This window comes from Streptomyces sp. NPDC048603 (genome assembly GCF_043199475.1).
Classification (GTDB): domain Bacteria; phylum Actinomycetota; class Actinomycetes; order Streptomycetales; family Streptomycetaceae; genus Streptomyces.
This window is the reverse complement of record NZ_JBICVY010000017.1, coordinates 76005-89338: the sequence shown is the minus strand read 5'-3', so window position 1 is coordinate 89338 and position 13334 is coordinate 76005. Positions and strand designations below refer to the sequence as shown.

Below are 13334 nucleotides of genomic sequence, written 5' to 3'. Positions count from 1 at the left end.
TTCCGCGTCCTGAAGGTGACAAGTGGCGACAGAGGGCGTCAGAGGGGAAGAGCAGTCGATGACCACAGCCGAGTCGGCGGCCACACCGGTCAAGTCGGCCGTCCGTACGGTCCTGTTGCTGGAGCACTTCGCGGCCCGGCCGGGACTGCACAGCCTGGCCGACATCCAGAACGACCTGGGACTGCCCAAGTCGAGTCTGTACATGCTGCTGCGCACCCTGGTGGACCTGGGCTGGGTGGAGACCGACGCGACCGGGACCCGCTACGGGATCGGCGTACGCGCCCTGCTCGTCGGGAGTTCGTACATCGACGGGGACGAGGTCGTGGCGGCCGCCCGGCCCACCCTCGACCGGCTGTCGGACGAGACCACGGAGACCATCCACCTGGCCCGGATGGACGGCACCAGCGTGGTCTATCTGGCGACCCGGCAGTCCCAGCACTACCTCCGGCCGTTCACCCGGGTCGGCCGGCGGCTGCCGGTGCACTCCACGGCCCTCGGCAAGGCGCTGCTGGCCACGCACACCGACGACGAGGTGCGGCGGCTGCTGCCGGAGCGGCTGGAGGCGGTCACCGAGCACACCCTCACCGACCGGGAGCAGCTGATCGAGGAGCTGGCGCTGGTGCGGGAGCAGGGGTACGCGGTCGACCGCGAGGAGAACACCCTGGGGCTGTGCTGCTTCGGGGTGGCCGTGCCGTACCGCAGGCCCGCCCGGGACGCGGTGAGCTGCTCGGTGCCGGTGGCCCGGCTGACCACCGAGCACGAGCAGACGATCAGGAGGGCGCTGTTCGAGGCTCGGGACCGGCTGGCGATGGTGGCCCGGCGCATGTGAGTGCTTTCTCCCCCGCATGGGGGAGCGGGTTCCCCTTCAAGGGGGAGGTGCGGCGGGTCCGCCGTGGCGATCGTTGAGTCATGACCACGGGATACGTGAACCAGACGCACCGGGCCGCCGCCCCCGCCCCTGCCGCCGCCACCGCGGCTGCTCCGCTGGGCGCCGTCCGCCGGACCCTGCGCTTCGTCGCCGTCGCGGCTACGCTGCCCTACCTGACCCTCAAGGCCGCCTGGCTGTCGGGGAGCCGGATCGGCATCCCGGACGGCAGCATGCTGCTGGAACCGGGCGTGTTCTTCACCGTCGCCAACGCGGCGACCCTGCTGATGGACGCCCTGCTCGTGGTGATCGTCCTGGCCCTCACCCGGCCGTGGGGGCGGCGCATACCCTCCTGGCTGATGGCGGTGCCGGTGTTCACCGCCACGGGGCTGCTCACCCCGATCGTGTTCGGGTTCCCCGGCGTGACGCTCATACGGATGCTCGGCGGCGGGCCGGACGCGGCGCAGGCGGCGGCGGCCGAGCCGTTCCTCGACCCGTGGGTGTACAACGTGGTCTACACGGGCTTCTCCCTCCAGGCGCTCGCCCTGATCGGCCTGTTCGTCCCCTACGCGAGGGAGCGGTGGGGGCGGCTGTGGCAGGGGTCCGCCGGGGCGCCGATGAGCGGCCGGATACGCGCGGTGGCGGCGGCCGGGGCGGCCGGGGCACTGGCCTTCACCGGCGTGCAGCTCTACTGGACCGCGGGCGGCACGGCCGGTCTGAGCGCCGAGCAGATCGCGCACTGGTCCTCGGACTCGGTGGTGATGGCGGTGGTGAACGCGCTGTGCGCGCTGTCCGGCGCGGCAGGCGGGCTGCTGCTGGCCCGCGGCGGGCGACGGAACGTGCGCGGACCGCTGGCCCTGGCCTGGGTGGGCGGTTCGGCGGCGGCGGGCTGGGGTGCCTGGCTGAGCATCGCCGCACTGGGCCCGTCGGACGATCCCGCGAAGGACCCGGCGGCCCTGCTGCATCTCGCCTACGCTGGCCAAATGATCACCGGCCTGCTGGTGGCGACCGTGCTGACCCGGTTCTTCACCACCCGCCGCACCGGCTGAGCCGGCGGGACGGGCCGGCGGGTCGGGACGAGGGGGACCGGGACGGTGTGGGATCGGGGTGGCGGGGCGATGAGAGGGGGGATGAGATGAGACGACTGCTGGGTGGCCGGGCGCGGCTGCGCTGGGTGCACCAGATACTCGGCGGCGCCCTGCTCATGCCGTACTTCATGGTCGGCTCGGTGGCGGTCTCGCTGGTGTCCGACGGCAGCAGTGCCTTCGCCTCCTTCCCGCTGTTCCTGGCCGCGTACGCGATGGCCCTGCCGCTCGCCGCCGTCACCGGACTGTTCGCACTGGTCCGGCCGATGTCGGTGACCGCCGTACGGGCTCTGTGCGGGGTGCCGGGGGAGCAGCTGGCGGACGGACCGGCCCGCAGCCGGGCGGCCCGCGGGCGGACCTCCGCCTGGTGGACCCTGCACCTGGGGCTCGGGGCGCTGGTCAGCGGGATGACGCTGGCCGCCACTCCCATGGCGGTGGTGCTGTTCGCGGTGCCGTTCGTGTCCCGGCTGCGGCGGGCGGAGTTCGGGCTCGGCTGGGTCGGCAGCCAGGCCTCGCCGTACCTCGCACCGTTCCTGGGGCTGGCTCTGATGGCCGTGGTGGTGCTGTGCGCGGCCGGTGCCGGGGCGCTGCTGGCCCGCATGGCACCGGTGCTGCTCGGGCCGACCCCGGCGGACCGGCTGGCCGCGGCCGAGGAGCGGGCCGCCGACCTGGCCGTCCGTAACCGGCTGGCCCGGGAGCTGCACGACGCGGTGGGGCACGCGCTGAGCGCGGTCACCCTGCAGGCCGTGGCCGCCCGCCGGGTGCTGGACACCGACCCGGAGTTCGTCCGCGAGGCGCTCGCCGCGATCGAGGACACCACCCGGCGCACGGTGGGCGAGCTGGACGCCGTACTGGGTCTGCTGCGGGACGGGGACGCGGTCGGCACGGGCATGGCGCCCGCGCCCACCCTGCACACCGACCTGGCCGGACTGCTGGACCGGACCCGGGCCGCCGGAACCCCGGTGGCCGACCGTCAGCGGCCGGGGCCGTCCGGGAGCTGGGAGCAGCTCCCGGCGATCGTCTCGCGGGAGGCGTACCGGATCGTCCAGGAAGGACTGAGCAACGCCATGAAACACGGGAAGGGGCCGGTCGAGCTGAGCATGGCCGTCCGGTCCGCACCGGGGGAGCAGGACCGACGCGAACTGGAGATCACCATGACCAACCGGCCGGAGCGGTCCGGCGGACGCGCGGAGCGCACGGGCGGCGGCCGGGGGCTGCACGGCACCGCCGAACGGGCCGCGCTGCTGGGCGGCACCGTGGAAGCGGGGGAACGCGAGGGCCGCTGGCGGCTGCGTGCGGTCCTCCCGCTCACCGGCGCCGACCGCGAGCGGGCCGCGGGGGCCACGGTGGGCGCCACCGGGGACGCCGGCGCGGACGTCACCGTGGATGCCGCGGGGGGTCACCGATGAGCCGCCCGCCGCTGCGCGTCGTCCTCGCCGACGACGAGCGCATGGTGCGGACCGCGCTGAGGGTCATCCTGGAGGCCGAGCCGGACCTGACGGTGGCCGGCGAGGCCGCGGACGGGCCCGAGGCCGTCTCCGTGGTCCGTTCCCTCGCCCCCGACGTGGTGCTGATGGACGTCCGGATGCCCGGCATCGACGGCATACGGGCCACCGAGCAGATCCTCGCCACCATGGAGGAGCCGCCCCGGATCGTGGTCGTCACCACCTTCGAGAACGACGCCTACGTGTACGACGCGCTGCGCGCCGGCGCGGCCGGCTTCCTGCTCAAGCGGGCCGACCCGGAGGACCTGGTGGCCGCGGTCCGGCTGGTCGCGCGCGGGGACTCGCTGCTGTTCCCGGCCGCCGTCCGGGACCTGGCCGCGCGGCACTCGGCGGCCGCCCGGCCGCCGGCCGCCGCCTGGGTGGCCCGGCTCACCGACCGGGAGGCGGACGTGCTGAAGCTGATGGCCGGCGGGCTGTCCAACCACGAGATCAGCGCGCGGCTCGGCGTCGGCCCGCAGACGGTCAAGACCCATGTGGCGGGGGTGCTGGCCAAGACCGGCTCCCGGGACCGCACCCAGGCGGTCATCGCCGCGTACGAGGGAGGGTTCCTGGCGGCACGGGCCGGCGGGTGAGCAGGACGGCGGGCGACCGGATGAGAGATTCCTGAGAATCCGGCCACAACCGGGGCAGAGCGGAACGCCCGGAGCGGCAGGCACGTCCTCCAGGGGGATGAACAAGACAATCAGGCGCGCGTCGGTCTTCTGTCTGCTGCTGGTCCTGGCCCTGCTGGTCCGGGTCACCTGGGTGCAGGCGTACAGGGGCCAGGCCCTCGCAGACGACGACCACAACCAACGGAACACGATCGCCCGGTACGCCGGCCCGCTCGGGAACATCATCGTGGCCGGAGAGGCCATCACCGGTTCGAAGAAGGTGGACCAGGGCGACTTCGGCTACAAGCGGACGTACACCGACGGCGAGCTGTACGCGCCGGTGACGGGCTACAGCTCGCAGGCGTTCGGCAAGACCCAGCTGGAGGGCGTCTTCAAGGACGTCCTCGACGGGTCCGACAACCGCCTGAAGAGCCCCCTCGACGTGCTCACCAACAAGCGCGCCGACCCGGGCAACGTCGTGACCACCATCGACCCGGACGTCCAGAAGGCCGGCTACGAGGCCCTCAAGGGCAAGGAAGGCGCCGCCGTCGCCATCGACCCGGCCACCGGCGAGATCCTCGGCATGGTCGCCAACCCGTCCTTCGACCCGAACCGGATCACCGCCGCCTCCGACGGCGCGGCCTGGAAGGAGCTCTCCGCCGACAACGGGAGGGCGATGGAGAACCTCGCCGCCCGCAAGCCGATGGCGCCCGGTTCCACCTTCAAGCTGGTCACCCTCGCCGCGGCGCTGGAGAACGGGCTGTTCGACTCCATCGACACGCCCACCGGAATCAAGGACCCCTACGTCATCCCGGGCACGGTCACCCCGCTGAAGAGCGAGGCGCAGCCCCCCGCCTGCGACAACGTCTCGCTGCGCACCGCCCTCCGGCTCTCCTGCAACAACGTGTTCGCCGAACTCGCCCACCGCCTGGGCCAGCAGAAGATGCTGGAGATGAGCGAGAAGCTCGGCTTCAACGACAAGAAGCAGGACATCCCGTTCCGTGCGACGCCCAGCAAGTACCCGTCGCAGAAGATGTCCAAGGACCAGGTGGCACAGACGGGTATCGGCCAGTTCGACGTGCAGGCCACCCCGCTGCAGATGGCGATGGTCGTGGCGGCGATCGAGAACGACGGCAGGCTGGTCGCCCCGCACGTCGTCTCCGAGGTCACCGACGGCAGCGGCGGCGTGCTGGAGAGCTTCAAGAAGCCGAAGAGCGAGCAGGTGATGAGCGAGCGGACCGCCTCGATGCTCCGCGACGCCATGCGCACCGTGGTCAGCGAGGGCGGCGGAAAGCCCGCCAAGGTGGCCGGGGCCGAGGTCGGCGGCAAGACCGGCACCGCCCAGCGCGGTGTCAACAACAGCATTCCGCCGCTGGCCTGGTTCGCCTCCTACGCCACGATGAACGGCAAGCAGGTCGCCGTCGCCGTGATGATCGTCAACTCGGACACCGACCGCTCGGAGATCGGCGGAGGCAGGCTGGCGGCCCCCGTCGCCCAGAAGATGATGGCGGCGGCCCTGAAGAAATGAGCCAGGGCGGGCACGCGGCGGGAACTCCTGCGGTGTCCGCCACGTCTTCCCCTCCATGATCCGAGAAGCGCTCCCCGGGGACCTCGACGCCATAGCCGCCCTGCACGCCCGCGCCCGGGCCACCTACTACGCGGGCCGGATACCTGAGGAGGCGTACTCCGGTGCCGCGGAGCTGGCCCGCACCCGGGAGGGCTGGTCCAGGGCCCTGCAGGGGACGGAGGGCGGAGTGCTCTGCGCGGAGCAGGACGGCGAGCTGACCGGGGTCGCCGCCTTCCGTCCCGTCGACGGCCGGATGACCCTCACCCAGCTGCACGTCGAGCCCGCCCACTGGCGGCGCGGCATCGGCGCCGCCCTGCACGAGAGCTGCCGCGGCGCCTGGGTGCGGGCCGGGGTGCCCCGGGTCCGGCTGGACGTCTACGAGCACAACCTGCGGGCCCAGGCCTTCTACGCCGCCCACGGCTGGCGCCCCGACCCGGCCGCGCCGTCGGGCGGCTCCCACATCGTGCTGTGGCTCACCGTTCCTAGTCAGTGAGCAGGAGTGGGTCTTGGACCCATGCCTGGTCACTGCGGACATCCCGAACGGTTTTGGGTGTCCTGGTTGCCCGCGTACTCGCCGCGCCGGGCGGCACGGATCGTGTCCGTGGTCCGGGGATGCGGGGGCGGGGTCCCTCACGCCCGGGGGCTCGCCGGTCGGCCTGGATGGTCCGATGCCCGTGCACATCGCTCTGGTGTGCACGGGGCGGTGCCGTCCATCGCCGGATCGGGTGTCCCTGGGCGCGTCGTCCGATCGCGATGCTCGCCGCGTCGTGCCGTGGTCTTACGGGTGGGGCCGGCCGTCGGTTTCTGCCAGTGCTGGGCGCCCCATCTGCTGGTGTAGGCCGGGTCCACGGCGATGACCGTGATGCCTGTGGCGTCGGCCATGGAGGTCAGCCGGGCGCGGAGCCTGCCGGTCGGCATGCCGGAGATGAGTTGCCGGAATCGGCGCTTGCGCCCGTGCTTCTCTCGGGATTTCTCGGCCTGGAAGTCGAGGTCTTCGACCGCGACGGCACGCACGCCGCAGGTCTTGGCCCAGTTCAGCAGCCGTGTGAGGGCGTGCCTCACCTGGGCGTCGCGGTGCTGGGCGCTTCGAGACAGGTCGAAGAAGAACCGGCGCGGCCGGCCGGTCGGGTTGCCGTGGGTGTCGAGTCGCCATGCGGCGAGGTGGTCGGCGTTGGGGTCCACGCCGACCACGCCATCAGCGAGTGCGGCTTCGAGCGGGATGGTCTTCGACGGCGGGATCTGCCAGGAGGCGGTCAGGTACCAGCGTCCGCGTCCGGTGTCGTAGTGGATGCGGTAGGCCAGGGCCCGGTTGGCCTCCACACGGTCCGCCCACTCCTGCCCCCGGTGAGGGAACCGCACCTTCGTGGCGAGTACGTACCGGCCGTGCCGGGCGTTCGCCAGGTCGGCGAGCGGGGCCGGGAGCCTGATGGACACCTCGCCCTGGGGCGTGATGCGGATCGTCTCGTTGCCGAAGCGTTTGCCGGACTCGCCGTCCGCGGCGAGGAACCAGCGCTCGGCCTCCCACTGCTCGTACCACCCGGCCTCGGTGAGTTGCGCCTTGTCGAGGTTGTGACGGGCGCCCATCAGGCGTTTGCCGCCCCGCACGACATGCACCCGGCCCGCTTCCCGGTCGGCCCGAACCTGGTCGAGCCGGTCCTCCAGAACGTGCAGGCGGCGTGCTTTGTGGAACCACTCGTGCGCGGAGCGGTAGCCGCCCGGAGCCCGCTTGGTGCCCTTCTCCCCGACCGGCAGCGACAGCCGGTGCCCGATGGTGGTGATACCGGCTTCGGGCGGAGTGCTCCAGCCCGTCCATGCAACGTGCTTTGAGGTCCTTCGAGGCGAGCGAGCCCAGGTGCGCACCCACCAGGCGCAGCACCTTCTCGTCCTGGGGCGCCAGGTCCCGCAGCCGGGTGCGGACCGCCACACCGGACGGGCCGAGGGCAACGAACGGCGCGGCGATCGGGCGGAGGTCAGCCATGTCCGGCGGCTTCCAGTGCCCTGCGGGCACGGTCCTGGCAACGACACTCACTCACACATGGTTACGCTCACTTGCCCCTCTTCGGCGATCAGCAGGTGGGGACCCTCGACCCGCCGCCCCCGGCACCGTCCGGGGAATGAGACGGTCCGGCCGGGTGTTCCAGACCCTGACCCCGCCGCATCGGAGAGAAGAAGGATCATGCGCGTCGAGATCTGGAGCGACATCGCCTGCCCGTGGTGCTACATCGGCAAGGCCCGGTTCGAGAAGGGGCTGGCCGCGTTCGCGCACCGGGACCGGGTCGAGGTGGTCTTCCGGTCCTTCGAGCTCGACCCGCACAGTGACCCGGCCCGCGCCGTGCCCGTCGTCGAGATGCTCGCCAGGAAGTACGGCCGCACCCTCGACGAGGCCCGCGCCATGGAGGAGCACGTGGCGGCCACCGCCCACGCCGAGGGCCTGTCCTACCTGCTCGACGGCCGGGACCACGGCAACACCTTCGACATCCACCGGCTGCTTCACCTCGCCGCCGCCCGCGGACGCCAGGACGCTCTGCTCGACCTGGCGTTCCGTACCCACTTCGCGGACGAGCGGTCCGTGTTCGACCCGGAGGTCCTGATCGGGATCGCCGTCGGGGCCGGACTGGACGGGGCGGAGGCCCGGGCGGTGCTGGCCGACCCCACCGCCTACGCCGACGAGGTGCGCGCCGACGAGCGCGAGGCCGCCGAACTGGGCGCGAACGCGGTGCCGTTCTTCGTCCTCGACCGCAAGTACGGCATCTCCGGCGGGCAGCCCGCCGAGGTCTTCACCCGCGCGCTGGAGCAGGCGTGGGCCGGACGCGAGGTCGAGGAGCCGGAGGCCGGCGCGGAGGCGTGCGAGGCGGACGGCGCCTGCGCGGTCCACTGACACACCCCCACCGCGCATAAGGGAGCCTTGGGGAAGTCACGCAATATTCGGCAATGGACTTTGAGTCCGGGGCGGCGCACAGTGGAGACATGGATCTTCCGCTGAACGAGCAGGTCCCGGACCCGGGCCATGAGTTCTCCCCCAAGACGACCTACCTCAACACCGCCACCTGCGGGCTGCTCCCGCGCAGTGCCGTGACCGCGGTCCGCGAGCTGGCCGACGCGGCGGCGGCCGGAGTGGCCGCCGGATTCGGCGACTTCGACCTGGTGGAAGCGGCCCGCGAGCGCTTCGCCCGCCTGGTCGGCGTCGGCGCCGGCCGGGTGGCCGTCGGCTCCGCCGTCTCCACCCACGTCGGCCTGATCGCCGCGGCGCAGCCCTCCGGAGCCGAAGTGCTCTTCGCCGAGGGGGAGTTCGCCTCGGTGATCAACCCGTTCGTGGTCCGGGGGGACCTCAGGACGCGGTTCGTACCGCTGGAGGAGCTCGCCGGGGCCGTCCGCGAGGACACCGCGCTGGTCGCGGTCAGCGCCGTACAGTCCGCGGACGGGCGGACCGCCGACCTCGCCGCGATCCGGGAGGCCGCCGCGCACCACGGGGCGCGGATGCTGGTGGACGCCACCCAGGCGGTGGGCTGGCTGCCGTTCGACGCCTCGCCCTACGACTACGTGGTCACGGCCGGGTACAAGTGGCTGCTCGCCACGCGCGGGGCCTCCTACCTCACGGTCTCCGACGAGGTCCGGGAGACGCTGGTCCCGCTGCACGCGGGCTGGGTGGCGGCGAAGTCCATGTGGGACGCCACGTACGGGCCGATGCCGGAACTGGCGCCGGACGCGCGGCGGTTCGACGAGTCCCCGGCCTTCCTGGCGTACCACGCGGCGGAACGCTCGCTGGCCCTGCTGGAGAGCGTCGGGATCGAGGCCGTGCACGCGCACGACACCGCACTGGCCGCCCGGTACCGGGCGGGCCTCGCGGACCTCGGGTTCGAGCCCGTGCCCGGCGACTCTCCGATCGTCTCGGTGCCGGGACTGGCCGCGCGCCAGCCGGAGCTGGCGCGCGCGGGCATCCTCACCGCCGGGCGCGCGGGGTCCCTGCGGGCCTCGTTCCACCTGTACAACACGGAGGCGGACGTGGACCGCCTGCTGAACGCCCTGGCGGACTGACCTCCCGCCGACACGGTGCACGGCGCCCACGGGGCGCGACCGCCGGCCGGCCGTCAGCCCCGCAGGGCCGCCGACCAGGCGGACTCCGCCGCGGCCAGCGCCGGCGCCGCCGGTACTGACAGCGCGCCCGCGAGGGCGGTCAGGGCCGAGGCGACCGCGGGCAGGGCCGCCGCCGCACCGTAGTGGTTGACCCGGAGCATCGAGTCCGCCAGGGCGCCCCCGCCCGCCGCCAGCGGTACCGACGGGTCCGCCGCCAGGGCCTTCGCCGCGACCAGCGCCGCCTCCGGCACCCGCAGCGTGGTGGCCACCGGCGCGGCCTCCGCCGCCACCGCCACGTACGGCGCCACCCCGAGCGCCGCCGCACCCGCCCGGGTCGCGGCGGCCGCCGCGGCGTGGCGGGCCGCGACCGCGTCCGGACCCTCCTCCGCGAGGCGGTCCAGGCACGCCTCCAGCGCGAGCATCTCCAGCTGGGCCGGGGCGTGCAGCAGCGCCTTCCGGCCGCCGTCGATCCAGCGCTCCTTCCAGTCCAGCAGCGAGAGGTAGGAGCGGCGCGGAGCCGCGGGGTTGGCGGCGAACCGTTCCCAGGCGCGGTCCGAGACCGACACCGCGGACACCCCGGCCGGTCCGCCCATCGCCTTCTGCGCGCCGATCACGCACAGGTCCACGCCCCACTCGTCCGGCAGCAGCGGCTCCGCGCCCACCGAGGCAACCGCGTCCAGCATGAAGAGCGCCCCGTGCGCCCGTACCACCTCGCCGACGGCGGCCACCGGGTTGGTGTTCCCGGTCGCCGCCTCCGCGTGCACCAGCGAGACGAAGCCGGTCTCCGGGTGCGCCGCCAGCACGTCGGCGACCTGCCCGGCGGTGACGGCGGTGTCGAAGGGCACCTCCAGGTCGACCACGGTCGCCCCGCAGTCCCGCAGCCAGTTCCCGAAGGTGGTGCCGTAGGGCCCGGTCACCACGTTCAGCGCCGTGGACCCCGGCCGGGCCCCCGACCGGATGCACGCCTCCAGCGGCAGCAGCGCCTCGCCCTGGGTGATCACCACGTCCTGGCGGGTGCCGAGGAGCCGCGCGACCCCCTTCTCGATCGACGCGAAACGCTCCGCGGTCAGCGGCGGCAGGTCCAGCAGGGGGTGGGCGCTCACGGGTCCGCTCTCTTCGTCCGGGGTTGCCGGGGTTGTCCGGTGATACCCCGGAGAGCGTACCGACCGCATGCGTACAGTGCGTTCATGGGCGACAGGAGCGACGGGAGCGACGTGGTCGGCGTGAGCGAAGTGCTGCATGTGAAGGGCCGGGTGCTGGTCGGGCCCGAGGAGGTCCGCGACGAGCTCTGGGTCGTCGGCGGCCGGATCACCTACGAGCGGCCGCGCGCGGCCCGCACCGGGCAGGTGACCACGGTGCACGGCTGGGTGCTGCCCGGCCTGGTCGACGCCCACTGCCATGTCGGCCTCGACGCGCACGGCCCGGTCGACGAGGCGACCAGCGAGAAGCAGGCGCTGACCGACCGGGACGCCGGAACGCTGCTGATCCGGGACGCCGGATCGCCCTCGGACACCCGCTGGATCGACGACCGCGAGGACCTCCCGAAGATCATCCGGGCGGGACGGCACATCGCGCGCACCCGCCGCTACATCCGCAACTACGCCCACGAGATCGAGCCCGAGGACCTCGTCGCGTACGTCGCCCGGGAAGCGGTCCGCGGCGACGGCTGGGTGAAGCTGGTGGGGGACTGGATCGACCGCGGGGCCGGGGACCTGACGGCCTGCTGGCCCCGCGCCGAGGTCGAGGCGGCCATCGCCGAGGCGCACAGGCTGGGCGCCCGTGTCACCGCGCACTGCTTCGCCGAGGACTCGCTGCGTGATCTGGTCGAGGCGGGCATCGACTGCATCGAGCATGCCACCGGCCTGACCGAGGAGACCATCCCGCTGTTCGCGGAGCGCGGGGTGGCGATCGTGCCGACCCTGGTCAACATCGCGACCTTCCCCAGGCTCGCGGACGGCGGCGAGGCCAAGTTCCCGCGCTGGTCGGCGCACATGCGGCGGCTGCACGAGCGGCGCTACGACACGGTGCGGTCGGCCTACGACGCGGGCGTGCCGGTGTACGTCGGCACGGACGCGGGCGGCTCGCTGCCGCACGGCCTGGTCGCGGCCGAGGTGGCCGAACTGGTGAAGGCCGGCATCCCGGTCCTGGACGCCCTGTCGGCGACGACCTGGGGAGCCCGGGAATGGCTGGGCCGGCCGGGCCTCGCGGAAGGGGCGCCGGCGGACCTGGTGGTCTACGGGGCGGATCCGCGCGAGGACGTGGGGGTGCTGGCCGACCCGCTGCGGGTGGTGCTGCGCGGGCAGGTACGGGGTTGACGGGGGCGTGACCCGACGGTGCGGGCGGTCGTTGTGATCGCCCGCACCGGGCGTCCGGCCGGTGCGGGAGAGAACCCGCGTTCCGCTTGAGTCCGAAGAATCGAATATGCGCATGAAAACCACCCCTTGGGGTGAACTGACGCCAGGTGCCCACCTGTTCACTCTCAGTGCGTAAAGATTCCGGGGTCGAGGTCGTCGGCGCGCGCAATGTCCCCCATTGGCGGCGCGACGGCTCCATAACTCCTTGGGGGTTCCACCACCGTGAACAGCACCACCTTCCGCATGCCCGCACTCCTGCTCGCCGCGGCCGCGCCCGTCGCCGTCCTCGCCGCCGCACCCGCCGCCCACGCCACCGGCGGCGGTGGGGCCGGCGGAGGCCAGGGCAAGGCCAGTGCGGTGGTCCTCCGCACCGGACTCGACGTGGGCCTGCTCAACAAGACCGTGCACGTGCCGCTGAAGGCCACCCTGAACGAGGTCCACGCCCCGGCCACGGCGCAGCAGACCGCGCTGACCGTCACCCTCGACGGGGTCGACCAGGGCCGGCCGGTCAATGTGGTGCGGGCGGACGTGGCGACCACCAAGGCGACCGCCGACCGGTCGCGGGCCGCCGCCGAGGTCAACCTGCTCAATGCGAAGGTCCACGTCCCGGGACTGCCGCTGCTGTCGCTGATCCAGGTGGAGAAGGTCACTTCCAAGGTCTCCTGCGAGGCGGGGAAGCAGCCCTCCGCGAGCTCCAACGTGCTCGGCTCGGTGACCGTGCTCGGCAAGAAGACCACCCTGTCCGCGGGCGGCACCACCAAGGTGGCCGTGCCCGGGGTCGGCGAGGTCAGCCTCACCCTGTCCGGTACGGAGACCACCTCGCGCAGTGCCGCCGCGACGGCGCTCCGCCTGAAGGTCTCGGTCAACCCCCTGAACCTGAACGTGGCGCAGGTGGACGGCGAGGTGGTCCTCGCCGAAGCGCGCTGCGAGGCCCCCGCCGCCTCTTCCTCCTCGCCCTCCCCGAAGCCCACGCCGATGCCGGCCGCCCCGTCCGCGAACGCGGACCTGAAGCCGCAGACCTCCGGGACCCAGGCCAACCTGGCCGAGACCGGCGGCAGTTCGGCCACTCCGTACGTGGCGGGCGGCGCACTGCTGCTGCTCGGCGTGGGCGCGGGCGCACTGGTGCTGAGCCGGGGCCGCCGCGGCCGGGTCTGACGCCCGGCCCGCGACCCGGGGTGCCGGGGCAACGGGCTTCGGGATCAACGGGGCCGTCTGCATGGGCGGCCTGAATCCCAACTACAACTGAGCGGGTCGTGCCGGCTCGAGAGGCGGGCTCTCCCCATCGAGCAAGCCG

General features: G+C 73.3%; 11 protein-coding genes and 1 pseudogene. 10 read left to right on the top strand and 2 right to left on the bottom strand.

Annotated features, from left to right (window positions below):
• Positions 1–58: 58 nt before the first annotated feature.
• The 6 genes from ACGFQ9_RS33250 to ACGFQ9_RS33225 all read left to right on the top strand — a co-directional run bounded on the left by ACGFQ9_RS33250 (position 59) and on the right by ACGFQ9_RS33225 (position 6105).
• Entirely contained in the window at positions 59–829 is a 771-nt protein-coding gene (locus ACGFQ9_RS33250) for an IclR family transcriptional regulator (RefSeq protein ID WP_393579083.1), read from the top strand.
• A gap of 80 nt (positions 830–909) precedes the next feature.
• Positions 910–1914 (top strand): hypothetical protein, encoded by a 1005-nt coding sequence (locus tag ACGFQ9_RS33245; RefSeq protein ID WP_393579082.1) that lies wholly within the window; start codon positions 910–912, stop codon positions 1912–1914.
• Between the two features lie 86 nt (positions 1915–2000).
• Positions 2001–3359: a sensor histidine kinase gene (locus ACGFQ9_RS33240; RefSeq protein ID WP_393579081.1), complete on the top strand. Its 1359-nt coding sequence runs from the start codon at positions 2001–2003 to the stop codon at positions 3357–3359.
• Complete coding sequence (locus ACGFQ9_RS33235; RefSeq protein WP_393579079.1) at positions 3356–4027, top strand: response regulator; 672 nt, start codon at positions 3356–3358, stop codon at positions 4025–4027. Before ACGFQ9_RS33240 ends, ACGFQ9_RS33235 begins: the two co-directional genes overlap by 4 nt.
• Before the next feature lie 97 nt (positions 4028–4124).
• Positions 4125–5573, top strand: a complete 1449-nt coding sequence (locus tag ACGFQ9_RS33230; RefSeq protein WP_393579077.1) for a peptidoglycan D,D-transpeptidase FtsI family protein — start codon at positions 4125–4127, stop codon at positions 5571–5573.
• Positions 5574–5628: 55 nt separating this feature from the next.
• Positions 5629–6105: a GNAT family N-acetyltransferase gene (locus ACGFQ9_RS33225; RefSeq protein ID WP_393579075.1), complete on the top strand. Its 477-nt coding sequence runs from the start codon at positions 5629–5631 to the stop codon at positions 6103–6105.
• On the opposite strand, the pseudogene ACGFQ9_RS33220 reads toward ACGFQ9_RS33225, so the two are convergent.
• Positions 6095–7590, bottom strand: a pseudogene (locus ACGFQ9_RS33220) (IS200/IS605 family accessory protein TnpB-related protein). The gene ACGFQ9_RS33225 and the pseudogene ACGFQ9_RS33220 sit on opposite strands and share 11 nt — an antisense overlap.
• A 198-nt stretch (positions 7591–7788) precedes the next feature.
• On the opposite strand from ACGFQ9_RS33220, the gene ACGFQ9_RS33215 reads away from it, so the two are divergent.
• Both ACGFQ9_RS33215 and ACGFQ9_RS33210 read left to right on the top strand, forming a co-directional pair.
• Positions 7789–8490, top strand: a complete 702-nt coding sequence (locus tag ACGFQ9_RS33215) for a DsbA family oxidoreductase (RefSeq protein WP_393579074.1) — start codon at positions 7789–7791, stop codon at positions 8488–8490.
• Positions 8491–8579: 89 nt separating this feature from the next.
• Positions 8580–9647, top strand: a complete 1068-nt coding sequence (locus ACGFQ9_RS33210; RefSeq protein WP_393579072.1) for an aminotransferase class V-fold PLP-dependent enzyme — start codon at positions 8580–8582, stop codon at positions 9645–9647.
• A 53-nt stretch (positions 9648–9700) separates the two neighbouring features.
• On the opposite strand, the gene ACGFQ9_RS33205 is transcribed toward ACGFQ9_RS33210, so the two are convergent.
• Positions 9701–10789: a pyridoxal-phosphate-dependent aminotransferase family protein gene (locus ACGFQ9_RS33205; protein WP_393579070.1), complete on the bottom strand. Its 1089-nt coding sequence runs from the start codon at positions 10787–10789 to the stop codon at positions 9701–9703.
• Between the two features lie 84 nt (positions 10790–10873).
• On the opposite strand from ACGFQ9_RS33205, the gene ACGFQ9_RS33200 reads away from it, so the two are divergent.
• Together ACGFQ9_RS33200 and ACGFQ9_RS33195 are read left to right on the top strand one after the other, a co-directional pair.
• Positions 10874–12001, top strand: a complete 1128-nt coding sequence (locus ACGFQ9_RS33200) for an amidohydrolase family protein (RefSeq protein WP_393579069.1) — start codon at positions 10874–10876, stop codon at positions 11999–12001.
• A gap of 261 nt (positions 12002–12262) precedes the next feature.
• Complete coding sequence (locus tag ACGFQ9_RS33195; protein ID WP_393579067.1) at positions 12263–13195, top strand: SCO1860 family LAETG-anchored protein; 933 nt, start codon at positions 12263–12265, stop codon at positions 13193–13195.
• Positions 13196–13334 lie beyond the last annotated feature (139 nt).